We start from the raw sequence: 22,168 nt of genomic DNA on the forward strand, positions 1-22,168 counted from the left end.
TGGGCGCTGCTCTGTTGGAGAAGACATATCTCTCCGGATTCGACCAAAGCCCAATAGTGTCGAAGAAGCAGACGGGGATATTGATATCGGAAGTTGATGGAAAGGTTGTTGCCCGGACAGATAGAAGGGTAATTGCATGACGCCTAACGCCGTCGCCTTGGCCGCTATGGTCATTCTGCTTTTTCCGATGGGGTTCTTTCTGCTGTCGTCGCCGGCCTTTCTGCTGGTGAAGCTGGATATCCCGGAAGTGACCCAGCTGCTGCGGGGCCTGTTCAGTTCCTATTTTCTGATGGTGAGCATTGCTGGTGTCATTGCGACAGGGGCCTTTGCCTGGGCTGGTCGATTGGTTTTCACCATGGGCATTGGCTTGATCGCGGCTTTCGCGGTCTGGGCGCGGGGGTGGTTCTTGCAGCGGATGGATAGCCAGCTCAGTGCCAGAGATGCCGGTGATGCCGATGCAGTGCGCCGGCTGCGACGGATGCATTGGGGTGGCATGCTGTCGAATGCACTCCAGCTTGCCGCTGTGCTGGGGAGCACGCCCTACATTATGTCAGCCTGATCGGCTTCGCCACAGAACGAGGCGGCTGTTGCGATGGAGAATGCAGATGAGCAAATTCTCTTGGCGCTGGTTGTCACGGCGCAAGTCCAAATCTCCGGATGCTGGCGCGCGTTCTTATGAACGATTTGAAGACGGAGATCGGCGTCAATTGCTCCAGGCGCTGTCGGCCATTGCCGCCGGCAGCGCTTTGGCCGCGATACCGCAAAGCTCGGACGCGAAAGATTCCAGCGACCTGCCACCTCCCAAACGGGTACTCACCGGCCGCGATGAAGCAGGCAAATCGGTGTTCAAGTCCTTCGACGTCACGTCCAAGGTCGTGGAGATCGATGCCAGTCCCGGTCTGACCTTCTACGAACTCTACATGACCGAGGGCGTGCCGCGACTCACAGGCCAGGAGGCCGACCCGATGCTGAAAGGGACGAAAGCGTTTCCCGGCCCGGGCGGGACGATGTTTCGTCTGATTTCGTATCCACCGAAGCGCCCCGAAGGTTGGAAGCCGCCGCCGGGCGTCACGATGGAGAGCGGGCTGCGCGAGTTGTCGGAGAAGGTCCCCGGCATGGGTGACCATTTCGAGCGCGACGCGCCAGGCATGCACACATCGGACACCATTGATTATGGCGTCGTGGTTCGCGGCGAGATGACGCTGGAATTGGACGACGGGGCGAAAGTCCATTTACGCCAAGGCGATTGCATCGTGCAGAACGGAACGCGCCATCGTTGGCGCAATCCGTTGTCGGAGCCGTGTCTCATGGCGTTCATCTCGATCGGCGGCAAGCGCGGCTAGGACCTGGGCATGCCACGCGTGACGTCAGGCCATGAATCCATGTGGCCATGGCGCTCTTGCGCTACCGTGCTGTCATCCTGTTCCACGCATCCAGCCCGGCGATCTTGTAGGCCTCCGCCAGCGTCGGATAGTTGAAGGTGTTCTGGATGAAGTAGTCGATCGTGCCTTTGAGATTGAGCACGGCCTGGCCGATATGGATCAGCTCGGTGGCGCCTTCGCCGAGGATATGCACGCCGAGCAGGCGGCGGGTCTTGGTCGAGAAGATCATCTTCATCATGCCGCTATCCAGACCCATGATGTGGCCGCGCGAGGTCTCGCGAAACCGCGCGACGCCTACCTCGTAGGGGATGCCCTTCTGGCGGACTTCCTCTTCGGTGAGCCCAGTCGTGGAAATCTCCGGCACCGAATAGATGCCGTAGGGAAAGAACTCCGGCGGCGCCAGCGGATCCATGCCGAGGGCGTGGCAGGCGGCGACGCGGCCCTGCTCCATGGACGTGGAGGCCAGCGAGGGAAAGCCGATCACATCGCCGGCGGCATAGATATGCGGCACGCTGGTCTGCAGCGTGACGGGATCGACAGTGATGCGGCCGCGGTGATCGACCGCGATACCGGCGGCTTCGAGATTGAGCCGGTCGGTGGCGCCGACGCGACCGGCGGCGAACAGCAGCATTTCCGAGGTGACGTTGCGGCCGTCTGCGAGTTTGGTCACGATGTGCCCGCTTGGTGCGTGCTCGATCGCATTGACCTTGGAGCCGAGCCGCAGCGCGACATTGCGATCGCGCAGCTCATGCATGAATTCGTCGATCAGCTCCTTGTCGATGAAATCGAGAAAGGTCGGCCGCGGCTCGATCAGCGTCACGGCGACATCGAGTGCGCTGAAGATGGTGGCATATTCGACACCGATCACGCCCGCGCCGATCACTGCGAGGCTGCGCGGCAGTTTCGGCAGGTCGATGATCTCGTCGCTGTCGAATACTGTCTTGTTGTCGAACGGCACGTAATCGGGCCGGAATGGGCGGGTGCCGCAGGCGATCAGGATATGACCGGCGGTGACATTCTTGATCTCGTTCTTCTCGTTGGCGATCTCGATCTGGTGCGGTCCGGTGAAACGCGCCTCGCCGAGTGCCGTCTTTACGGCATTGCGGCTGAACTGATGCTCCAGCACCTCGACTTCGTGGTCGAGTGTCTTCTGCAGCCGCATGATCAGGTCGCGGGCGTCGATGTCCTGTTTCACCCGATAGGAACGGCCGTAGAAGCCGCGCTCGCGCCAGCCGGACAGGTTGAGCACGGTCTCGCGCAGGGTCTTCGATGGAATGGTGCCGGTATGGACGGAGACGCCGCCGACCCGCCGCCCCTTCTCCACCACCAGCACCGATTTACCGAGCTTGGCGAACTGGACGGCTGCGCGCCGGCCAGAGGGGCCGGAGCCGATCACGATCATATCGTAGTCATACATCGAAGAGGCCTCGAAACCGGAAGGGCCGGCATATGCAATCGCTTCGCCATGCAGCAATCGGGCCACAGGCGGTATCTTCCTGCACGAGGAATGCAAATTCGGTGTGACTTGGACGGGGAGATCGACCTGCGAAGCCGGGCCTGCGGCGCCAATTCCGACGGAAGAGTTCAATTGAATAAAGCTACCTCCGAGGTAATCGACCTGATGACTGGAAGCTGGGATCAAGATGGACGGCCGCTTCAGGCCGAACCGTTGAGCGAGGCGCTCCCATGCACCAGATCGTTGCCAATCCTGTCGACTCCGCGCGCCGCTGGTGGGTGCTAGCGATCGTCGTTGCGGCGCAGTTCATGTTTGGGGTCGATGCCTTCATCGTCAATGTCGCTATCCCAACCATCGCGGTCGAGCTTCGTGCCAGCGCGGCGCAGATCGAGGCCGTGATTGCGGTCTATCTGATCGGATATGCGACGCTGGTGATCACCGGCGGGCGGCTCGGTGACATCTACGGTACCAGGAACACCTTTCTCGCCGGCGTGCTCGGCTTCACCCTGACGTCGCTGTGGTGCGGGCTCGCCCAATCCGGACCGGAGCTGATTCTGGCACGGCTGGCCCAGGGCGCCACTGCGGCGCTGATGGTGCCGCAGGTGCTGGCCACCATCCATATGCTGTTTGTGGATGAAACCCGCGCCCGCGCCTTTGCCGTGTACGGCATCGTGCTGGGCCTTGCCGGCGCTGCGGGCTTTCTGCTTGGTGGCCTGCTGGTGACGATGGACCTTGCAGGCCTCGGCTGGCGTGCGGTGTTCTTCGTCAACGTACCGATGGGGCTCGTCATCATCGCGGCTGCGTGGCGGCTGATGCCGTCCGTTCCCCGCCGCCCAGGCACGCGGCTGGATATACCGGGGGCGCTGGTGCTGTTCGCCGGATTGCTCGGTCTGATCGGCCCATTGCTGTTCGGGCACGAATTACACTGGGCGCCGTCGGTGTGGCTGGCGATGGCTGCGGGTGCGGCAGTGATCGCCGGCTTCGTCAGGCTCGAGCGCCGCGTCGCGTTGCGCGGTGGCATGCCGCTGATCGATCTGGCGTTGCTGGCGGATGCTGCTTTCATGCGCGGGCTGTGCGCGGTGTTCTTTTTCTTCTTCGCCAATCTGTCATTTTACTTGGTGATGACGTTGTTCATGCAGAACACGCTGCACATTCCGCCGCTGCGGGCCGGTCTCATTTTCATACCGCTGGCGCTGGCCTTCATCGTCGCATCGCGTCACAGCGGCATGCGGTCGCGCCATCGTGGCACGCTGGTGCTGATCGAGGGTTGCGTGGTGCAGGTCATCGGTCTCGCCGCGCTGGCTGTAACGGTGCTGGCCGTGAACGCGTCGTCTGCGTCGCTGCTAGCGGTACCGCTTGCCGTATTCGGTTACGGCCAGGGTCTGGTCATGGCGCCGCTGTCCAGTGCCGTACTGTCGACCGTGCGGACGTCGAGCGCGGGAGCCGGCTCGGGCATGTACGGCACCACGACGCAAATCGCCAACGCAGCCGGCGTTGCTGCGATCGGCGCGGTCTATTTCGCGGTGCAATCCGCCGCATCTGCAGTCATCGCGCTGCTCGCAAGCTTCGCATTGTGCGTGTTGTCGGTCGCCGCCTGTGCGGGCTTTCTGCTCTGGATGCGCCGCGCGGGCAACGCGTAGAATTCCAGCACGGCGTTTGACCGCCCAGCACGCGCCTTGACAGGTCAATCGCGATGGCTTGATACTGGGGCATGGGGACAAAGCGATCTCCCCACGAGGCGACATGCCCAAGTATCGCGTCCCGCATTCCTGCAAGGACGCGCCATGTCATCGATCAACAGCATTTCCGTTGAAAAACTCGTTCGCCTGATCGGGACGCCGAAATGTCCCGCGCTCGTCGATGTCCGCACCGATGAGGATTTCGCCCGGTCGCCGTTTCTCCTGCCAGGTTCGGTCCGGCGGCCATTCGGCGACGTGAATGGCTGGGCCGCGGCACTGCGCGGTCGGTCCGCCATGGTGATCTGCCAGAAAGGTCTCAAGCTCAGTCACGGCGTTGCCGCGCTGCTGCGCGAGGCCGGTATCCCGGCAGAGGTTCTGGAAGGCGGATATCTCGCATGGGAGAGTGCGGGCCTGCCGCGCGTTCCCACCGGCAAGTTGCCGCCACAAAACCCGCAGGGCCGCACTTTGTGGGTGACGCGCGAACGCCCAAAGATCGACCGCATTGCCTGTCCCTGGCTGATCCGGCGTTTCATCGATCCGGCGGCGCTGTTCATGTTCGTTGCGCCGTCGGAAGTGTCGGCCGTCGGCGAGAAATTTGATGCTGCGCCCTTCGATATCGAAGGCGTGTTCTGGAGCCATCGCGGCGAGCTCTGTACCTTCGATGTGATGATCGAGGAATTCGGCCTCGCCACGCCGCCGTTGCTGCGGCTGGCTACCATTGTCCGCGCGGCGGATACAGCGCGGCTCGATCTCGCCCCGGAAGCGCCGGGCCTGCTGGCGGCGTCACTCGGCCTGTCGCGGATGTATGCCGACGATCTCGAGCAGCTCGAGGCTGGACTGAATCTGTATGATGCGTTCTATCGCTGGTGCCGCGATGCCAGCACCGAAACCCACAACTGGCCGACAGCAAAGACGAAAGCTTGAGATGACGGAAGCAACTTCGGTCACGCCACCGGCCATTTCCGAGCCGCAGACCCACGGCGTTTCCTTCTCGGAGGCGTTCTCGGTGTGGCTGCGGATCGCGTTGCTTTCCTTCGGCGGTCCGGCCGGGCAGATCGCGGTGATGCATCGCATCCTCGTCGACGAGAAGCGCTGGGTGTCGGAAAGCCGGTTTCTGCATGCGCTGAACTACTGCATGCTGCTGCCGGGCCCGGAGGCGCAGCAGCTTGCGACCTATATCGGCTGGCTGATGCACCGGACAGCTGGCGGGCTGATGGCCGGCGGGCTGTTCATCCTTCCCGGTGCGATCTGCATCATGGTGCTGAGCTGGATCTACGCTGCATTCGGTAATGTCGGCATCGTCGCGGCGCTGTTCTTCGGCCTGAAGGCCGCAGTGCTCGCGATCGTGCTGCAGGCGGTGGCGCGGGTCGGTAGCCGTGCACTGAAGAACGACGTGATGCGCGCGCTGGCAGCCATCGCTTTCCTCGCGATCTTCTTTCTCGATGTGCCGTTCCCGGTGATCGTTTTCGGTGCGGCAGCAATTGGCTTCCTCGGCGGTCGGGCCAGTCTGGCGGCCTTCACGATGGGTGCGGGCCACGGGTCATCAGGCGGCGGCGACGCTGATAGCTTGCTCGGAGATCAACTTCCTCTCCATGCCCGGCCGAGCGTCCGGCAGTCGCTCATCGTTGCGGCCGTCTGGCTTGTGCTGTGGCTCACGCCCGTCGCTGTGCTGCTCGTGGCGTTCGGCAGCGATGACGTGTTCAGCCAGATTGCCGTTTTCTTCTCCAAGATGGCGATGGTCACCTTTGGCGGTGCCTATGCGGTTCTTGCCTATGTCGCGCAGCAGGCCGTCGATCACTATGCATGGCTGAAGCCGGGCGAGATGCTCGATGGCCTTGGCATGGCCGAAACCACGCCTGGTCCGTTGATCATGGTTCTGCAATTCGTGGGCTTCATGGCCGCCTTCCGCGCACCCGGGATGTTGCCGCCGCTGCTGGCGGGCACGCTTGGTGGGTTGCTCGCGACCTGGGTGACCTTTGCGCCGTGCTTTCTCTGGATTTTCCTCGGGGCGCCGTTCGTCGAGACCCTTCGTGGCAATCGCGCGCTGAGCGCCGCGCTGGCGGCGATTACCGCCGCAGTGGTCGGCGTCATCCTCAACCTCGCGATATGGTTCGCCATCCACACGATGTTTCGCGAGGTGAAACCTGTTCGTACGCTCGGACTGAGCTTCGACATGCCGGTTTTGCACAGCGTCAATGGATGGGCTGTCGCGCTGTCGGTCGCGGCTCTGCTTGGGGTCTTCTATCTGAGGATTGGTCTGCTGCAGATACTGTCGGCCTGTGCAGGCGCGGGTGTGCTTTTGCACATTGCCGGCCTGGTATGACCTCGCGAAACCGTGTGCGGAAGAGGTAATTGACGGCCGACGGAACAGGAACGTTTCGAGTGACGTGGCGTTGAAGGCCGTTCACTCAACAGGAGCTGACCATGCGGAAAACCATTCTTGTTGCGATCTGCGCCACGGCCATCGGCGCCACTCCGTTCGCAGCCTTTGCCCAGGCGACCGGGCCCTCCGGTCAGGATTCGACCAAGATGGGCACGGGTACGACGGCCAGGGACGGCGAGGCCAGGACCACGGGTACCCAGGGAATGTCGAAAGACAGTGCGAAGAAGGATTCCATGCACAAAGACAGCATGAAGAAAGACAAGATGATGAAGAACGAAATGAAGCAATAAAGCGTCATTTTCTCCCCGACTCGCCCCGTACGGCGTGGCCATGTTTATGGCCGGCCCTGCGGGGCTTCCTTTGCAATATAGGTAATTTCTGAAGCGTCTGTGGCGCCTCTCGTTTCGTTGATAGGTATATTGAAACCGTATTTGTTTTATTTTGCAGTGCAGCAACCATATGCCGTCGGTACTGTTGTATAAGCCTGACGACCTAGGAGCTGCCGTGTCCCTCGCCGATAATATCGATTTCCTCCGCAATCTCCCGAAACCGCCCGGAATCAATACGTTGGAAGGGCTGGCGCGTGGCCGTGCGTCGGCAGGTTTGAGCCCGATCAGCGAATCAACGGGTTTCGGCAGCAATCCCGGCGACCTCCGTATGTTCAGTTACGTGCCCGCCACGCTGGCAGCGAATCCGGCATTGGTCGTCGTGCTGCACGGATGCACCCAGAACGCTGCGGGCTATGACAACGGCACCGGCTGGTCTGCTCTCGCAGAGCGCTATGGTTTCGCGCTGCTGATGCCCGAGCAGAAGTCATCCAATAACGGCAACACCTGCTTCAACTGGTTTAACGCCGATGATATCGCGCGCGATAGCGGCGAAGCGCTCTCGATCCGAGAGATGATCGAGCAGATCGCCGTGGACCACGATGTGGATCGCAAGCGTATCTTCGTTACGGGTCTGTCGGCCGGCGGCGCGATGACCTCGGTGATGCTCGCGACCTATCCTGATGTCTTTGCTGCTGGTGCCATCATCGCAGGCCTGCCTTACGGTATCGCCACCACCATGCAGGAAGCGCTGAGCGGTATGTATCGCGCGGCGCCGCGCGCCGCGAACGATCTCGGCAATCTCGTGCGCAAGGCATCGCCGCATACCGGTGAGTGGCCGAAAGTATCCGTTTGGCATGGCAGTGCCGATCGCACCGTCAATCCCGCCAATGCCGGCGAAATCGTCAAGCAGTGGCTCGACCTTCACGGCCTGCCGCCCGCACCGATGTCCGCCGTCGATGTCGACGGCTATCCGCGTGAGGTGTGGTGGAACAAGGACGGGGAAACCGTCGTGGAATCCTACACGATCACCGACATGGCGCATGGCGCGCCGCTGGCGATTGCCGGGCAGGACGAGCCCTATGGTGCCGCCGGTGCCTTCCTGCTCGAAGCCGGCATCTCATCCTCCTATCATATCGCGCAGTTCTTCGGCCTTACCCGGCAGCTTGCACCCCGCAATGTCGAAGCTGCAGCCGTGGAACCCGCGGCGCCGGCGGATGCTGTTGTCTCATTGGTGACGCAGCAAAAGCCGCGCACGTCAGGCGATCGAGGCGCCGCGCGCCGCGATCCCGCAGGACGGCGGCCTATCGATATCAACAGTGTCATTACCCGGGCTCTCACGGCTGCCGGCCTCATCAAGTCACCCTGACAAGTAACAGGCCGTGATTTGCGCCGATTTGCGCCGGGTCTGACAGGGCGCTAAGTTCTCAAGATACGTCAGACTGGTCTTGCGTACCGATTGCCCGCGCATGTTGGATGCCCATCGACCGAATTCGCCCGACTTTCTCGCCGGTGGAGGCGAGATGGGAGCGTTGATGCGTGCTTACGATTGGGCGTCGCATCCGATCGGAGCACCGGACACCTGGCCGCAGAGTCTGCGCACCGCGATCCGGATCGTGCTGAATACGAACCACCCGATGTTCATCTGGTGGGGACCGGACCTCATCCAGTTCTATAATGACGCCTATGCGCTGACCATGGATGCACAACAGCATCACGCAGGGCTGGGCGCGCGCGGCCGTGAATTCTGGCACGAGATCTGGCCCATCATCGGCCCGCAGATCGCGCAGGTGATGAGTGGCGGCGGTGCCACCTGGCACGAAAACCAGCTGATCCCCATGACGCGCAATGGCAAGCTCGAACACAGCTATTGGACCTACAGCTACAGTCCGCTCGATCTGGATGACGGCGTCGGCGGCGTGCTGGTGGTTTGCCGCGATGTCACCCGGGATCATGAAGCGACCATTGTCTTGCGTGAGCGAGAAGCAGAGCTCGCGCGCGTCCAGCAGATTGGCCAGATCGGCGGTCTCGAAGTCGATCTACGTACCGGCTTCCGCAATCGTCGATCGCCCGAATATCTGATTGTTCATGGTTTACCGCCGGAAGCGGCCAACGAGTCGCACGAAGATTGGGTGCGTCGCATCCACCCCGAGGATCGCGAGGCGACGGAGCAGAAATTTCGCGATGCGGTGAAAAGCGGCGTGCGCGACTACACTGTACAGTATCGCATCATTCGCCCGAGCGATGGCGAGACTCGCTGGATTTCAGTCCGGTCCTATATCGAGCGCGACGACGCGGGAAAGCCGCTGCGGCTGGTCGGTGCGCATACCGACGTCACCGATCAGGTGCTGGCCGAGAAGGCGCTGCGCAAGAGCGAGGATCAGGCGCGTCAGCTCGCGGCAAAACTTGCAGACCTCAATGAGACGCTGGAACAGCGCGTGCGTGACAAGACGCGTGAGCGCGACCGGATCTGGAGCGTGTCGCAGGATCTCCTGATGGTCTCCGACTATGATGGCGTCTGGCGCACCGTCAATCCGGCCTGGACGCGCACGCTCGGCTGGAGCGAGGCCGAGCTGCTCAACAAGACCTCGCGCTGGCTCGAGCATCCCGAGGACCAGGCCAGGACAATGACCGAGGTCGATAAGCTTGTTGCCGGCGAGCCAACGATCCGCTTCGAGAATCGCCTTCGCCACAAGGATGGCTCCTATCGCTGGCTGTCCTGGACGGCGGTGCCGGATCAGAACCAGATCTATTGTGTGGCGCGCGATGTCACTGCCGAGAAGGCTGCCGCCGAGCGCCTTAAAAATACTGAAGAGGCGCTGCGGCAGTCGCAGAAGATGGAGGCTGTCGGTCAGCTCACCGGCGGCATCGCGCACGACTTCAACAACCTGCTCACAGGCATCGTCGGCTCGCTCGACCTGATGCAGACACGGCTCGGTCAGGGTCGCACCGACAATATCGCGCGCTATATCGACGCTGCGATGACCTCGGCAAATCGTGCGGCGGCGCTGACGCACCGGTTGCTGGCCTTCGCGCGGCGGCAACCGCTAATTCCAAAAAGCGTCGATGCCAATGTGCTGATCGTCTCGCTGGAGGATCTGTTGCGCCGGACCATTGGCGAGACGCTGGATCTCGATATCGCGGCGGCGCCTGATCTGTGGTGCACGCTGTGCGATCCGAACCAGTTGGAAAGCGCGTTGCTCAATCTGGCGATCAATGCGCGCGACGCGATGCCTGATGGTGGGCACCTGAAGATCGCGACACAGAATGTGCGTGTCGATGCCATCAATGCCAATGCGCCGGCTCTGACGCCCGGCGACTATATCTGTATCAGTGTCAGCGACAGCGGAACCGGCATGAGCCCGGAGGTCGTGGCGCGCGCTTTCGATCCGTTCTTCACGACAAAGCCGATCGGGCAGGGCACGGGCCTCGGCCTGTCGATGATCTACGGCTTCGCGCGTCAGTCCAACGGACATGTCAGCATCGACAGCAGGCTCGGTATCGGGACGGCTGTGAAACTGTATCTGCCGCGTCACGAGGGAGACGCTGCTACACAGGATGCGGACCCGCTGAAGGACGATCAGCGCGTAGCCGCAGGCGAAACCCTGCTGGTGGTCGAGGATGAGCCGGTGGTGCGCTCTGTCATTGTCGATATGTTGCAGGACGAAGGCTATCGCGTGCTCGAGGCGGTTGATGGCCCGTCGGGCCTGCGGGTCCTGCGCGAGACGCCACAGATCGATCTGCTGGTCACCGATATCGGCCTGCCCGGCATGAACGGCCGTCAGCTCGCCGATCAGGCGCGCGAGACGCGGCCGGACTTGAAGATCCTGTTCATCACCGGTTATTCCGAAAGCGTCGTTATGGCCAAGGGCTTTCTGCTGCCTGGGATGGAAATGATCACCAAGCCGTTCGACCTCGATCATTTCTTGCAACGCATCCGTGCGATGATCACGAACTGACTATTCGGTTCCATTTCTCTCAAGCTATTTCAGCCGCTGTGCGCAGGTTCTAACGGTTCAATTTCCCGGAACCATTGTGCGACCGCGCACTTGTATCGGCGCAACACCAATCAATCGAAACTGGAGATCATCATGATCCGCCGTCTTCTCGGAACCGCCGCCATTGTCGCCACAATGGCTCTTCCCGCTGTTGCTCAGGCTCAGGGTGTCCCCGGAGGCATCGAGCGTGGTGCGCGCGATGGCGAGCGCGCAGCTGGTCCTGTTGGCGCTATCGTAGGCGGCACCATTGGTGGTGTTGTCGGCGGCGTAGCCGGCGTGCTCGGCGTCGACGATCGTCCGCGGTTCCGCAGCTATGTCGTGGAACAGCGTCGCCCATCCTACACCTATAGCAACGAAGTTCGCGTCGGTGCCGTGTTGCCTGAGAGCGGAGTGACCTATTACGAGGTTCCGGCAGAATACAATTCCGCCCGTGAATACCGCTACACCGTGGTCAATGGTCGCACGGTTCTCGTCGAGCCGCGTACCCATCGCATCGTCGAAGTGATCGATTAAGCCGATCAATAAATGACTTTTCGAACAGGCCGCCTTCAGGCGGCCTGTTTTGTTCCATCTATGGCCTACGGCGTATCTGTAGTCAGCGCCGATGTTCTCGCGTAGAGAAGTGCCGGGGAATCACACGAGCACCACGCGGCGATCAATCGCCCGGATGCGGAGAACGATGGCCACCAGCAATCGCGATCAGATCGCCCCTGCCATCGCACTGGACATCCCCCTTGCCGATCGTACCGAGACAGGTCTCGCTTTGCCGGACGGCGTGCAGCCCTATCGCATCGACTGGTTCAACACGCTCACCATCGTTACCTTTCACGCACTCGCATTGCTCGCGCTGATGCCGCTGTTCTTCAACTGGACAGCGGTGATCGTGGCGGTCATCGCAGCGCGGTTGTTCGGCCTCATCGGCATCAATATCGGCTATCACCGGCTGCTGACGCATCGCGGTTTCAGGTGCCCGAAATGGCTGGAGCACGCCTTCGTTGTCGTGGCGATCTGCTGTGCCGAGGATACGCCGGCGCGCTGGGTTGCCATCCATCGCCGTCATCACGAGAAGTCTGACGAACAGCCGGATCCCCACAGCCCACTTGCCGGCTTCTTCTGGGGCCATATCGGCTGGCTGCTGGTGAAGAACCCGGATCTGTCCCGCCTCGGTATTTATGACCGGTATGCGAAAGACGTCCTGCGCGATCCGTTCTATGTCGCGCTGGAACGTAATTTCTGGCAGCTGAAGATCCTGCTTATCCAGGTCAACGTCTTCTTCTTTGCGGGCCTGGCCGGAAAATTGCTGTGGGGTGGGTCATGGGCCGAGGCCGTGCAGTTCGCTCTCAGCATCGTCATCTGGGCAGTGTTCGTACGAACGGTCTTCGTCTGGCATCAGACCTGGGCGGTCAATTCGGTCACCCACATCTGGGGTTATCGCAACTACGCGACCGATGAGGACAGCCGCAACAATCTGTTCATTGGCTACCTCGCCCATGGCGAGGGCTGGCATAACAACCATCACGCCGATCAGCGCTCAGCACGCCATGGCCATCGCTGGTGGGAATTCGACACCACCTATCTGACGATCCGCCTTTTGGAGAAGCTCGGGCTGGTATCGGACATTGTTCAGCCGCGGCATGTGACCAAGCGCTAAGCAAAATTGGCGCCGCACATGCCACACCAGGTGCAACTTTTCGTCACAATTCGCGTTACTACACCATGATGACGAAGCCCGATATCTGGTACGTGGCGTTTGGCCCCGACAAATCAGTGAAGTCCGACACCCGCGCTGGGGGCGGGGTACGTACGACCAGGACCTTCAAATCCGAAATCGATGCAAAACTGTTCGCCCGGGAAATTCTGGCCAAAGGCTGGACCGCAACAGCCGGCACGCTCAATCCGCATCAGCCCAAACGTACCATTGCGGCGTCGCAGATCGAGGATTGGGCCGATCCGGGTCAAGCTGCCCAATCCGGCTAGATGACTTCGTAGGCGAAAAACAGGATGATTACCGTGATCGCGACGAGGCCTCCCAGAAAGCACTGATCGGCAATCGACTCGCAGCGCTCGCTGAGTTGGCGGTTTTGCGACTTCCGCATCGACGTATAGGACGCGACTGCGCTGGCGAGGAAGAACAGCGAGGCGATGGCCGAATATTCATCGACTCGGCTGGGGCCGATCTGCGGCTCCATGATCTTGACCAGTCCGATCAGCGTCGCGCAGACGCCGATCATCGTTCCGGAACTCGGCAGGATGTGCTTGGACAGCGCTCCTTGCTCCCCGGAGGCCCTGTCGTCGCTCATTGCGAGATTATGCCTGGCCGGTGAGGAACGGGTTGGTCATCCGCTCCTGGCCGATGCTGGAGCCGGGGCCATGACCGCAGATGAACCCGACATCGTCACCGAGCGGGATCAGCTTGGTCGTAATCGAATTGATCAATGTCTCATGGCTACCGCCGGGGAAGTCGGTCCGCCCGATGGAGCCTGCGAACAGCACGTCGCCGACATGGGCGAATTTCATCGCCTTGCTGTAATACACGACGCTGCCGGGTGAATGACCGGGGCAGTGCAAGATGTCGAAGCTTAGCCCGCCGACACTGACGGTGTCGCCTTCATTGAGCCAGCGATCGGGCATGAAATTACGGGTGCCCGTCATACCGTATTTCGCGCCGCTGTCCTCGACATGTTCGAGCAGGAACGTATCGGCGACATGCGGGCCGATGATCTCGACCTTCAGCGTCTCGCGCAGTTCGTCGGCGCCGCCGACATGGTCGATATGGCCGTGGGTCAGCCAGATCTGTTCGACCTTCACATTGGCCTTGGCAATGGCGTCCAGGATCAGCGGCACATCGCCGCCGGGATCGATCACTACGGCCTGCCGCGTGGCCTCATCCCACAGCAACATGCAGTTCTGCTGAAACAGGGTCACCGGAATGATGGTGCCGCCGGCCTGGGCTTTATGTTCGGTTTCATCTGTCATCGCGCCACAATGCTGATTTTTGCGGGCGAGAAAAGGGGAATCTGGGCGTTTCTTTCTTGCCCTCTCCCACCGGGCGCGGCGCAGCCGCGACCGGTGGGAGAGGGTGGATCGAACCGCAGAGCGGTTCGAGACGGGAGGGGGGCGCTCGCTCAAGGCCCTCTCCCGCCTTCGCTTCGCTCAGGCACCCTCTCCCGCGGCGCGCAGCTTCGCTGCACTGGGGGAGAGGGGAGAAAGGACGGCCGCGCTACTACTTCTTCAATTGCACCTTCAACGTCGCCTCGACCTCGCGGTCGAAGGACGACGCCTTGGCCGGCGCCTTGTTGCGCTGGGTCATGAGGTATGCATCGCGCTTGGCCACCAGCGCGGTGAGCTTGTCGTTCAGCGCCTTGCGATCCTTCATCTGCTTGCCGAGTTCATCGGCGCGCTGCTGCGGAGACAATTTGCGAATGGCCTCAGGCAATTCATCCTCCTTCACGCTGTCGAGCTTCTGCTTGCCGGCGGACACGTCGCTGACGAGGTCGCCGCCGCCGGTCACGGCTTCCGACGACACTTTCGCGCGCTTGTTGATGTAGCTCGCCATATCCGTTGCGGAAGCCGGCGCCGCCGCTGCGACTTCCGAGAGCTGTCGTGTCTTGTTCTCGGTGTGCTTCTGCAGTGCGCGGGGGCCGTAGGGGATCACCGTCTTGTTGATGTCATTCTGCAGGATGATGATCTCCTCGTCATAGGGTGTCTCGATGATCACGACCTGGCCGCCATCCTGCGGGATTGCGATGAAACGGCCGTCGCCGCGCTGGGCAACGTCGCGCCAGACCTTCTCCGTATCGCGGGCGGCGCCTGCGAGAACAGCGTTGACGATGATGTCCTTCTGCTTCGCGACTTCGAGCGTGATCGTGTATTTCGTGTCCTGCTGATAATCCATATGCGGCGGTGCGTCACCGACCAGGAAGACGATACGCCGGACATCGTTGCCCTTCGTCCATTGCAGCTTGTTGACGGCGACATCGAGCGCCTCGTTGACGCTTTCCGGCCAGTCGCCGCCGCCCTGAGCCCGGACCTGTAGCAGGTTGCCATAGAGATCCTGGATGTCGGTGGTGAGGTCGAAGGTCTTGGTCACGTAGTCGTCGCCGATGTCGCGATAGGCGACGAGACCCATGCGGATGTCGGCATCGGGATTGCTGTCGAGGATCGTGGTCGCGATCGACCAGATCTTGCGCTTGGCGCCCTCGATCAGCCCACTCATGGAACCGGTGGTGTCGAGCACGAAGGCGACCTCGACGGTCGGCTTGGCCTGTGCAGAACCGGCGAAAATCGCTTGCGGCAAAGTTGCGGCAGCCGCGAGCAGGACGACGCGACCGAGATGGGCTAAGCTCATGGGATGTCTCCATAATCCGGGCTGCAGCGATGGCTTTCGGCGCATGTCGTCGCTTGCGGAATCCTGTGGCCGGCTTGCGACATTCATGCGGCCAACCGGCGGGAGACGTGATGTGCGGCCCCGCCGAAATCGGCTAAGTTTGTCGCCATGGAATCGAACGCCGTTCACACCCCCGCGCTGATTTTCGATCGCCGCCAGTCGGAGACGGCGCTGGCGATTGCGCGCGGAACCACAAGGCTGCTGCGATCGCTCGGGTTTTCGTGCGTCAGCGAACTGTCATTGCCGTCCGGGCGGCGTGCGGATCTGGTCGCGCTGAACGAGCGCGGCGATGTCTGGATCGTCGAGATCAAGTCATCGATCGAGGATCTGCGGGCGGATCAGAAATGGCCCGAGTATCGCGCGCATTGCGACCGGCTGTTCTTCGCCTTCACGCAGGATCTGCCGTGCGAGATTTTTCCCGCCGACACAGGCCTGATCGTGGCGGATGCCTATGGCGCGCATGTTCATTGCGATGCACCGGAGCATCGTCTGCCGGCGCCGACGCGCAAGGGCATGATGCTGCGCTTCGCGATGACCGCGGCGCACAGACTGAACAGGCTGCACGACCCTCAAGGTCATGCAGCCTGGCCGAACGAATCTAGCTTTTAAAGAAGGCTCAGCGCGGCGCGCGCTTGGCGAGAATGCGCTGCAGCGTACGGCGATGCATGTTCAGACGACGTGCGGTCTCCGAGACGTTGCGATTGCACATCTCATAGATGCGCTGGATGTGTTCCCAGCGTACGCGGTCGGCCGACATCGGATTGTTCGGCAATTCGGACTTGTCATTGTCGATCGCAAGCAGCGCCGCAACGACGTCATCGGCATCGGCCGGCTTCGACAGATAGTCGACGGCGCCCATCTTCACCGCGGTCACGGCGGTGGCTATGTTGCCATAACCGGTGAGCACGATGGCGCGCGCATCCGGACGCTGCTGCTTCAGCGCCGACACGACATCGAGGCCGTTGCCGTCACCGAGGCGAAGATCGACCACGGCAAAAGCGGGTGCCGATTTGCTGATCTGGGCGAGACCTTCGGAAACGGAGTCGCAGGATGTGACCGTGAAGCCGCGCGTTTCCATCGCACGCGAAAGACGCTCCAGAAACGGCTTGTCGTCCTCCACGATCAGGAGCGAGCGGTCGGTCTGTTCAGTCACTTCGGCGAGCGCATTCACGGTTCAAAATCCTCCATATCCAATACGATACCATATGGCGCTGCCGAATGCAGCTGCCAAGGGTGGGAAGATTTGAATGGCTTGATTGTGAAGTTAATCCAAAAGCGTTTTGTCCCGTAAAACGGGTGGTTAATTCTAATCACGGTGGTACATCAGCGCGGCGTGTTGTCGCAGAGCAGCATGATGGACGAAACGTAATGAAAGCAGATCCGGAATGGACGCGACTCCGACTGGGCCGAAGAAGCCCGAGGTAAATGACGAGACATCAGCTCGCTACGACGGCTGGCGTATCGTCGGTGTTTGTTTCCTGCTCGCGACATTCGGCTGGGCGCTCGGCTTCTATGGCCAGAGCGTCTATCTCGCGGAACTTCAGCGCGTGCATGGCTGGCCGGCCTCGACCATCGCAACGGCCACGACCTTTTTCTATCTCGTCGGTGCATTGCTGGTCGCATTCGTGAGCGAGGCGATGCGTGCGCTCGGGCCGCGCAACTGTTTGCTGGCCGGTGTCGGCGTGATGGCGTTCGCCACCATCCTGCTCGGACAGATTACGTCGCCCTGGCAGCTCTATGCGGTGAATGTACTGCTCGCATTTGGATGGGCCGGCACCAGCCTCGGTGCGATCACCAACACGCTCGGTCTGTGGTTCGACAAGAAGCGCGGCATGGCCATCAGCCTTGCGCTGAATGGCGCGAGTTTCGGCGGCATCGTCGGCGTGCCCTTATTGGTGACGGCGAGCAATGCATTCGGCTTTGGCGGCGCGACGATTGCCGCAGCGGTCGCGATGCTTGTGCTGCTCGTCCCGGTGATCATCATCTTCGTCGGCCATCCGCCGCATCGTGCAGTGTCCGCTGCATCGGGCGGTATTGCCCCTACGACCAATGCACCGTCGTCGACACGCATTCGCGCGGAGGCGATGCGCGACGTGGCGTTCCTGACGCTTACCATTGCCTTTGCATTCGGATTGTTTGCGCAGGTCGGCTTCATCGTTCATCTGATCTCGTTTCTTGATCCGGTGATCGGTCGAGAGCGCGCGGCGGCCGCGGTCTCGCTGCTGACGCTGATGGCGGTGGTTGGCCGAGTCTTGTTCTCGACAGTGATCGACCGGCTCAATCAGCGACTTGCATCGGCGCTGTCGTTTCTCAGTCAGGGCGTCGCGCTCGCCATTGTCATCAACTCGCGCAACGAAGCGCTGCTATTCTTTGCTTGCGCGCTGTTCGGATTCTCGGTCGGCAATCTGATCACGCTACCGGCGCTGATCGTGCAGCGCGAATTTGCTGCGCGCTCGTTCGGGGTGCTGGTCAGCCTGATCACGGCGGCGACGCAGGTCACTTACGCTTTCGGTCCGGGCATCGTCGGCTGGCTGCGCGATCTTTCGGGCAGTTACGCCGTGCCGTTTTATGTCTGCATGGCGTTGCAGGTGGCCGCGGCAGTGTTGATCATGGTGCGGGGGCGGAAGGTGGAGCTCTGACCTTATGGTGAGGAGGTGCATTTGCGCCGTCTCGAACCACGAATTGGCTTGGCTCTGAACTTGAGGCCATCCTTCGAGACGCGCGCAAGGGCGCGCTCCTCAGGATGAGGATCGAGTCTATGTCTGGTGGTGTTTCAGCAGCTCCTCAACGTCCAGCCGCTTCGTAAACATCGCGATGCCGCCATTGGCATCGCGCGGCCAGTCCGCCTCCGGCCGATCCCAATACAGTTCGACGCCATTCTGGTCGGGATCACGCAGATACAGCGCCTCGCTGACGCCGTGGTCGCTGGCGCCGTCAAGCTGGATGCCGGCCGAGAGCACGCGGTGCAGTGCGCCGGCCAATGCGGCGCGGGTCGGATACAGGATCGCGGTATGGAAAAGACCGGTGGTGCCTGGCGCCGGCGGCTGGCCGCCTTTGCTCTCCCAGGTATTGAGGCCGATGTGGTGATGGTAATCACCGGCGGCGATGAAGACGGCCTGATCGCCATAGCGCTGCTTGACCTGAAAGCCGAGGACGTCGCGGTAGAAACCGAGCGCGCGATCGAGGTCGGCAACCTTCAGGTGAACATGCCCGATCCGTGTGCCTGCGGGGATCGGCGCGGTTGGGTCGGGCATGTGGGAGCTCCTGATTTGCGTGATGCTCAAGACGATCTAGTCACGGGATCGCAGGATCGGTAGAGCGTCTTCGCGAAACCCATCGTTTCCGGGAATTGGATTGATGGGTCTCCTACGCAAGCTCCGAGACCAGCCCGTCCGGCAGGCCGAATTCGTAGGTGTTCAGCGTCATCGAAACCATGGTGTAGTAGCCGCACAGGCCGATGATCTCGACGAGGCCCTGTGCGCCCAAGGTCTCGGTGGCTTCGTCATAGAGCGGCCCGGACAAACCCTGCGCCTCGTGCAGCGACTTGGCGACGTCATAGATCACCCGCGCTTTCTTCTCGCTGAAGCTCGGCGTGCGGCGATTCTTGATGTCTTCGATGACGGCGGGATCGAGGCCGCCATCGAGCGCCATCTTCTTGTGCGCATACCATTCGAAATGCGCGGTCCAGTGCCTTGCGGTGACGAGGATCGCCAGCTCGGCATGCGCGGGTGTCAGCGTGGTGTCGTAGCGCAGAAACGCGCCGAGGCGGGTCGCGTGCCGTGCCATGTTCGGGCTGGCGAGCCAGGCCATCATCGGCTCCGGCGGGCGTCCGCGCTTGCTGGCGATCGACTCGTCATAGATGGACTTCTGGTCGGAAGACATTTCGCCAGGCGAAAGCCACTTGAGACGCATATTGTTTCCTCGCGTGTTTTTGCTCGTTGTCCTCTGGCGATACACCGGAATGGCGAGCCTGACTACTTCCGCTTTGCAGCAGGCCATTGAATTCCACGAAGTGGCGAGTAAGCTTCGCCCAACAACATAGCGGATGCTCGGCATCCCGCGCACAAAACGGATGGAAACGCTGATGTCGGATCTCGATCAATTTCGCAGCGAGACGCGCGCCTGGCTTGAGGCCAATTGCCCGCCGGAGATGCGCAAGCCGATGAGTTCGGATGAAGATACGTTCTGGGGCGGACGTAACGCGAAATATTCATCGGAGCCGCAGCGGATCTGGTTCGAACGGATGCGCGACAAGGGCTGGACTGTGCCGCATTGGCCAAAGGAATATGGCGGCGGCGGACTCGACGGCGAGCAGACGAAGATCCTGCGCCAGGAAATGGCTGCGATCTCGGCCCGTCTGCCGTTGGTGTCGTTCGGCATTTCCATGCTCGGCCCGGCGTTGCTGAAATATGGCACCGACGCCCAGAAGCAGGAGCATCTGCCGAAAATCGCTGCGGGTCTGATCCGCTGGTGTCAGGGTTATTCCGAACCCAATGCCGGCTCCGATTTGGCCTCGCTGCAGACGCGCGCCGAGAGCGACGGCGATGACTACCTCATCACGGGCCAGAAGATCTGGACGTCCTACGCGAATTATGCCGACTGGATCTTCTGTCTGGTGCGCACCGACGCGTCCGGCAAGAAGCATGACGGCATCAGCTTCATCCTGTTCGATATGACGTCGAAGGGTGTCTCGACCAAGCCGATCCTGCTGATCTCCGGCAAGTCGCCATTCTGCGAAACCTTCTTCGACAATGTGCGCGTGCCGAAGTCGCATGTGCTTGGCACTGTCGATCGCGGCTGGGACGTCGCAAAGTACCTGCTGCAGCATGAGCGTGCGATGATCTCTGGCATGGGAGAGCGCGGCGCCGGCCGACCGCTTGGCCAGGTCGCTGCCGACTCGATCGGTTCGGACGCGCAGGGCCGCCTCGACGATGCGATGCTGCGCGGGCAGATCGCAAGTTTCGAAGTCGATGAAGCTGCATTGGCCTGCGCGGCCGAGCGCGCCGTCGATCTGGCGAAAGCCGGTCAGGCGCATCCGGCGTTCTCGTCGGCGATGAAATATTACGGTACCGAACTCAACAAGCGCCGCCATGAAATCCTGATGTCATCGGGCGGCATCGATGCGCTGGAATGGGAAAGCCAGCGCTCGCATGAGGGCGCACGTCCGCGTGCGTGGCTGCGTACCAAGGCGAATTCGATTGAAGGCGGCACCAGCGAAGTGATGCTGGGGATTGTCGCCAAGCGCATTCTGGATTTGCCGGGGGCGTAGGCCTTCTCCGCTGTCATGGCCGGGCTTGACCCGGCCAACCACGTCTTCCTTCGCAGCAAGGCGTGAATACCCGGCATATGCCGGGCATGACGACCATCTCATTCGGCGCGCAGCCAATCAACGAACAACCGGATCACACCCATGCCTCTCCTCCTCAACGAAGAACAGACCATGCTGCGCGACAGCGCCCGCGGCTTTATCGGCGACAAGGCGCCGGTCGGTCATTTCCGGCAGCTCCGCGATAGCAAGGATGCGACCGGGTTCTCGCGCGACTACTGGCGCGTGTTTTCCGAAATGGGATTTGCCGGATTGCTGGTGCCGGAAGCGTTCGGCGGTAGCGGGCTCGGCGCCGTCGAAGCCGGCGTGGTGATGGAGGAGATCGGCCGCACGCTGATGCCGTCGCCGTTCTTCTCCACGGCTGTGCTGGGCGTCTCGGCGCTGAATCGGGGCAGCGACGCGCAGAAGTCAGACTACCTGACAAAGATCGCCAACGGCGGGCTGCTGGCGGCGCTGGCCATCGATGAAGGCGCGAAGCATCGCCCGTTGCAGACGGCGATGAAGGCCGCGCGCTCCGGCAATGGTTTCAAGCTGAACGGTGCGAAGGCCTTTGTCGTCGATGGCCACACCGCCGATCTCCTGATCGTCGCGGCGCGCAGTGCAGGTGCGCCGGGCGAGCGCGATGGGCTCACGCTGTTTCTGGTCGATCCGAAGGCCAAGGGCATCGCGCTGGAACGCACCGCGATGGTGGATTCGCACAATGCAGCGCGGGTCACGTTCGAGAATGTTGAAGTGACCGCCGACAGCGTGCTCGGCGATGTCGATCAGGGCGGCGCATTGTTGGACAGCGTGCTGAATATCGGCCGCGGCGCCGTCGCCGCCGAAATGGTCGGCCTGTCAGACGAAGTGTTCGGCCGCACCGTGACCTATCTCAAGGAGCGCAAGCAATTCGGCAAGCTGATCGGCGAATTCCAAGCCCTCCAGCACCGCGCCGCGCATCTCTACACCGAGATCGAGGTGACGCGTGCAGCCGTGCTGAAAGCGCTGCAGCTCATTGATGATGGTGCGCCGACCGCGCCGGCCGCGATTGCGGTCGCCAAGGCCAAGGCCGGCACCACGGCAACGCTCGCCGTGCAGGAAGGCGTGCAGATGCATGGCGGCATGGGCATGACCGACCAGTTCGACATCGGCTTCTTCATGAAGCGCGCGCGGGTCTGTCAGGAATTGCTGGGGGACAGCAATTACCACGCGGATCAATTGGCGCGACTGAAGAATTATTGAGTGCGGGTTC

General features: G+C 61.7%; 22 protein-coding genes. 15 read left to right on the plus strand and 7 right to left on the minus strand.

From position 1 onward, the window contains the following. The first annotated feature begins 136 nt into the window (after window positions 1–136). Both AB8A38_RS20960 and AB8A38_RS20965 read left to right on the plus strand, forming a co-directional pair. On the plus strand, window positions 137–559 hold the full coding sequence (locus tag AB8A38_RS20960; RefSeq protein WP_439087264.1) for a hypothetical protein: 423 nt from the start codon (window positions 137–139) through the stop codon (window positions 557–559). Window positions 560–605: 46 nt separating this feature from the next. Further along, window positions 606–1,343: a cupin domain-containing protein gene (locus AB8A38_RS20965; protein WP_439087265.1), complete on the plus strand. Its 738-nt coding sequence runs from the start codon at window positions 606–608 to the stop codon at window positions 1,341–1,343. Between the two features lie 61 nt (window positions 1,344–1,404). Here the strand turns inward: AB8A38_RS20965 and sthA are convergent, their stop codons facing one another. Further along, a complete protein-coding gene (gene sthA / locus AB8A38_RS20970) occupies window positions 1,405–2,799 on the minus strand; it encodes a Si-specific NAD(P)(+) transhydrogenase (RefSeq protein ID WP_315844270.1) in 1,395 nt (464 codons plus the stop codon). 269 nt (window positions 2,800–3,068) lie between these two features. Here sthA and AB8A38_RS20975 point away from each other — a divergent pair, with 269 nt between their 5' ends. The 9 genes from AB8A38_RS20975 to AB8A38_RS21015 all read left to right on the plus strand — a co-directional run bounded on the left by AB8A38_RS20975 (window position 3,069) and on the right by AB8A38_RS21015 (window position 13,201). Further along, a complete protein-coding gene (locus AB8A38_RS20975) occupies window positions 3,069–4,478 on the plus strand; it encodes an MFS transporter (RefSeq protein WP_315839717.1) in 1,410 nt (469 codons plus the stop codon). Between the two features lie 144 nt (window positions 4,479–4,622). Beyond that, window positions 4,623–5,441, plus strand: a complete 819-nt coding sequence (locus AB8A38_RS20980) for a sulfurtransferase/chromate resistance protein (protein WP_315839716.1) — start codon at window positions 4,623–4,625, stop codon at window positions 5,439–5,441. 1 nt (window position 5,442) lies between these two features. Then, window positions 5,443–6,840 (plus strand): chromate efflux transporter, encoded by a 1,398-nt coding sequence (gene chrA / locus AB8A38_RS20985; protein WP_439087266.1) that lies wholly within the window; start codon window positions 5,443–5,445, stop codon window positions 6,838–6,840. A 101-nt stretch (window positions 6,841–6,941) separates the two neighbouring features. Next, complete coding sequence (locus AB8A38_RS20990) at window positions 6,942–7,190, plus strand: hypothetical protein (RefSeq protein WP_439087267.1); 249 nt, start codon at window positions 6,942–6,944, stop codon at window positions 7,188–7,190. 214 nt (window positions 7,191–7,404) lie between these two features. After that, window positions 7,405–8,595: an extracellular catalytic domain type 1 short-chain-length polyhydroxyalkanoate depolymerase gene (locus AB8A38_RS20995; protein WP_315839713.1), complete on the plus strand. Its 1,191-nt coding sequence runs from the start codon at window positions 7,405–7,407 to the stop codon at window positions 8,593–8,595. Window positions 8,596–8,695: 100 nt separating this feature from the next. Next, window positions 8,696–11,185, plus strand: coding sequence for a PAS domain-containing protein (locus tag AB8A38_RS21000; RefSeq protein ID WP_439087268.1), 2,490 nt, complete (start codon window positions 8,696–8,698; stop codon window positions 11,183–11,185). A 132-nt stretch (window positions 11,186–11,317) separates the two neighbouring features. Continuing rightward, complete coding sequence (locus AB8A38_RS21005) at window positions 11,318–11,737, plus strand: DUF1236 domain-containing protein (RefSeq protein WP_089263705.1); 420 nt, start codon at window positions 11,318–11,320, stop codon at window positions 11,735–11,737. A 166-nt stretch (window positions 11,738–11,903) separates the two neighbouring features. Continuing rightward, window positions 11,904–12,875, plus strand: coding sequence for an acyl-CoA desaturase (locus AB8A38_RS21010; RefSeq protein ID WP_315839711.1), 972 nt, complete (start codon window positions 11,904–11,906; stop codon window positions 12,873–12,875). A gap of 65 nt (window positions 12,876–12,940) precedes the next feature. After that, the gene (locus AB8A38_RS21015) at window positions 12,941–13,201 is read left to right on the plus strand and encodes a hypothetical protein (RefSeq protein ID WP_439087269.1); all 261 of its coding nucleotides are present in this window, start codon (window positions 12,941–12,943) and stop codon (window positions 13,199–13,201) included. On the opposite strand, the gene AB8A38_RS21020 is transcribed toward AB8A38_RS21015, so the two are convergent. From AB8A38_RS21020 to AB8A38_RS21030, 3 genes are all read right to left on the minus strand, one after another. Continuing rightward, window positions 13,198–13,524, minus strand: coding sequence for a hypothetical protein (locus AB8A38_RS21020; RefSeq protein ID WP_089263487.1), 327 nt, complete (start codon window positions 13,522–13,524; stop codon window positions 13,198–13,200). The two genes, AB8A38_RS21015 and AB8A38_RS21020, sit on opposite strands and share 4 nt — an antisense overlap. Before the next feature lie 7 nt (window positions 13,525–13,531). Continuing rightward, window positions 13,532–14,200, minus strand: a complete 669-nt coding sequence (locus AB8A38_RS21025) for an MBL fold metallo-hydrolase (protein ID WP_315839709.1) — start codon at window positions 14,198–14,200, stop codon at window positions 13,532–13,534. 247 nt (window positions 14,201–14,447) lie between these two features. Then, window positions 14,448–15,572 (minus strand): vWA domain-containing protein, encoded by a 1,125-nt coding sequence (locus AB8A38_RS21030; RefSeq protein ID WP_439087270.1) that lies wholly within the window; start codon window positions 15,570–15,572, stop codon window positions 14,448–14,450. A gap of 147 nt (window positions 15,573–15,719) precedes the next feature. Here AB8A38_RS21030 and AB8A38_RS21035 point away from each other — a divergent pair, with 147 nt between their 5' ends. Then, window positions 15,720–16,220: an MmcB family DNA repair protein gene (locus tag AB8A38_RS21035; RefSeq protein WP_439087271.1), complete on the plus strand. Its 501-nt coding sequence runs from the start codon at window positions 15,720–15,722 to the stop codon at window positions 16,218–16,220. 7 nt (window positions 16,221–16,227) lie between these two features. On the opposite strand, the gene AB8A38_RS21040 is transcribed toward AB8A38_RS21035, so the two are convergent. Continuing rightward, complete coding sequence (locus AB8A38_RS21040) at window positions 16,228–16,782, minus strand: ActR/PrrA/RegA family redox response regulator transcription factor (protein WP_089263491.1); 555 nt, start codon at window positions 16,780–16,782, stop codon at window positions 16,228–16,230. A gap of 214 nt (window positions 16,783–16,996) precedes the next feature. On the opposite strand from AB8A38_RS21040, the gene AB8A38_RS21045 reads away from it, so the two are divergent. After that, window positions 16,997–18,250 carry an MFS transporter gene (locus AB8A38_RS21045; protein WP_439087272.1) on the plus strand — a complete coding sequence of 418 codons (1,254 nt, stop codon included), beginning with the start codon at window positions 16,997–16,999 and terminating at the stop codon, window positions 18,248–18,250. Between the two features lie 117 nt (window positions 18,251–18,367). On the opposite strand, the gene AB8A38_RS21050 is transcribed toward AB8A38_RS21045, so the two are convergent. Next, window positions 18,368–18,865 carry a VOC family protein gene (locus AB8A38_RS21050; protein WP_439087273.1) on the minus strand — a complete coding sequence of 166 codons (498 nt, stop codon included), beginning with the start codon at window positions 18,863–18,865 and terminating at the stop codon, window positions 18,368–18,370. 112 nt (window positions 18,866–18,977) lie between these two features. After that, window positions 18,978–19,523, minus strand: coding sequence for a carboxymuconolactone decarboxylase family protein (locus AB8A38_RS21055; RefSeq protein WP_439087274.1), 546 nt, complete (start codon window positions 19,521–19,523; stop codon window positions 18,978–18,980). Window positions 19,524–19,695: 172 nt separating this feature from the next. Here AB8A38_RS21055 and AB8A38_RS21060 point away from each other — a divergent pair, with 172 nt between their 5' ends. After that, window positions 19,696–20,880: an acyl-CoA dehydrogenase family protein gene (locus AB8A38_RS21060; protein WP_439087275.1), complete on the plus strand. Its 1,185-nt coding sequence runs from the start codon at window positions 19,696–19,698 to the stop codon at window positions 20,878–20,880. A 141-nt stretch (window positions 20,881–21,021) separates the two neighbouring features. Then, entirely contained in the window at window positions 21,022–22,158 is a 1,137-nt protein-coding gene (locus tag AB8A38_RS21065; protein WP_439087276.1) for an acyl-CoA dehydrogenase family protein, read from the plus strand. Window positions 22,159–22,168: the final 10 nt, after the last annotated feature.

Origin of the sequence: Tardiphaga sp. 839_C3_N1_4, from assembly GCF_051811045.1 — a bacterium.
Classification (GTDB): domain Bacteria; phylum Pseudomonadota; class Alphaproteobacteria; order Rhizobiales; family Xanthobacteraceae; genus Tardiphaga.

What these genes read in the sequence shown, in the direction of transcription:
- AB8A38_RS21065 (WP_439087276.1), top strand. Translation starts at nt 21,022, where the DNA reads ATGCCTCTCCTCCTCAACGAAGAACAGACCATGCTGCGCGACAGCGCC.
- AB8A38_RS21045 (WP_439087272.1), top strand. Translation starts at nt 16,997, where the DNA reads ATGGACGCGACTCCGACTGGGCCGAAGAAGCCCGAGGTAAATGACGAG.
- AB8A38_RS21050 (WP_439087273.1), bottom strand. Translation starts at nt 18,865, where the DNA reads ATGCCCGACCCAACCGCGCCGATCCCCGCAGGCACACGGATCGGGCAT.
- AB8A38_RS20980 (WP_315839716.1), top strand. Translation starts at nt 4,623, where the DNA reads ATGTCATCGATCAACAGCATTTCCGTTGAAAAACTCGTTCGCCTGATC.
- AB8A38_RS21020 (WP_089263487.1), bottom strand. Translation starts at nt 13,524, where the DNA reads ATGAGCGACGACAGGGCCTCCGGGGAGCAAGGAGCGCTGTCCAAGCAC.
- chrA (WP_439087266.1), top strand. Translation starts at nt 5,443, where the DNA reads ATGACGGAAGCAACTTCGGTCACGCCACCGGCCATTTCCGAGCCGCAG.
- AB8A38_RS20990 (WP_439087267.1), top strand. Translation starts at nt 6,942, where the DNA reads ATGCGGAAAACCATTCTTGTTGCGATCTGCGCCACGGCCATCGGCGCC.
- AB8A38_RS21005 (WP_089263705.1), top strand. Translation starts at nt 11,318, where the DNA reads ATGATCCGCCGTCTTCTCGGAACCGCCGCCATTGTCGCCACAATGGCT.
- AB8A38_RS21025 (WP_315839709.1), bottom strand. Translation starts at nt 14,200, where the DNA reads ATGACAGATGAAACCGAACATAAAGCCCAGGCCGGCGGCACCATCATT.
- AB8A38_RS21030 (WP_439087270.1), bottom strand. Translation starts at nt 15,572, where the DNA reads ATGAGCTTAGCCCATCTCGGTCGCGTCGTCCTGCTCGCGGCTGCCGCA.
- AB8A38_RS21035 (WP_439087271.1), top strand. Translation starts at nt 15,720, where the DNA reads ATGGAATCGAACGCCGTTCACACCCCCGCGCTGATTTTCGATCGCCGC.
- AB8A38_RS21000 (WP_439087268.1), top strand. Translation starts at nt 8,696, where the DNA reads ATGTTGGATGCCCATCGACCGAATTCGCCCGACTTTCTCGCCGGTGGA.
- AB8A38_RS20975 (WP_315839717.1), top strand. Translation starts at nt 3,069, where the DNA reads ATGCACCAGATCGTTGCCAATCCTGTCGACTCCGCGCGCCGCTGGTGG.
- AB8A38_RS21015 (WP_439087269.1), top strand. Translation starts at nt 12,941, where the DNA reads ATGATGACGAAGCCCGATATCTGGTACGTGGCGTTTGGCCCCGACAAA.
- AB8A38_RS21060 (WP_439087275.1), top strand. Translation starts at nt 19,696, where the DNA reads ATGTCGGATCTCGATCAATTTCGCAGCGAGACGCGCGCCTGGCTTGAG.
- AB8A38_RS20965 (WP_439087265.1), top strand. Translation starts at nt 606, where the DNA reads ATGAGCAAATTCTCTTGGCGCTGGTTGTCACGGCGCAAGTCCAAATCT.
- AB8A38_RS21010 (WP_315839711.1), top strand. Translation starts at nt 11,904, where the DNA reads ATGGCCACCAGCAATCGCGATCAGATCGCCCCTGCCATCGCACTGGAC.
- AB8A38_RS20960 (WP_439087264.1), top strand. Translation starts at nt 137, where the DNA reads ATGACGCCTAACGCCGTCGCCTTGGCCGCTATGGTCATTCTGCTTTTT.
- sthA (WP_315844270.1), bottom strand. Translation starts at nt 2,799, where the DNA reads ATGTATGACTACGATATGATCGTGATCGGCTCCGGCCCCTCTGGCCGG.
- AB8A38_RS21055 (WP_439087274.1), bottom strand. Translation starts at nt 19,523, where the DNA reads ATGCGTCTCAAGTGGCTTTCGCCTGGCGAAATGTCTTCCGACCAGAAG.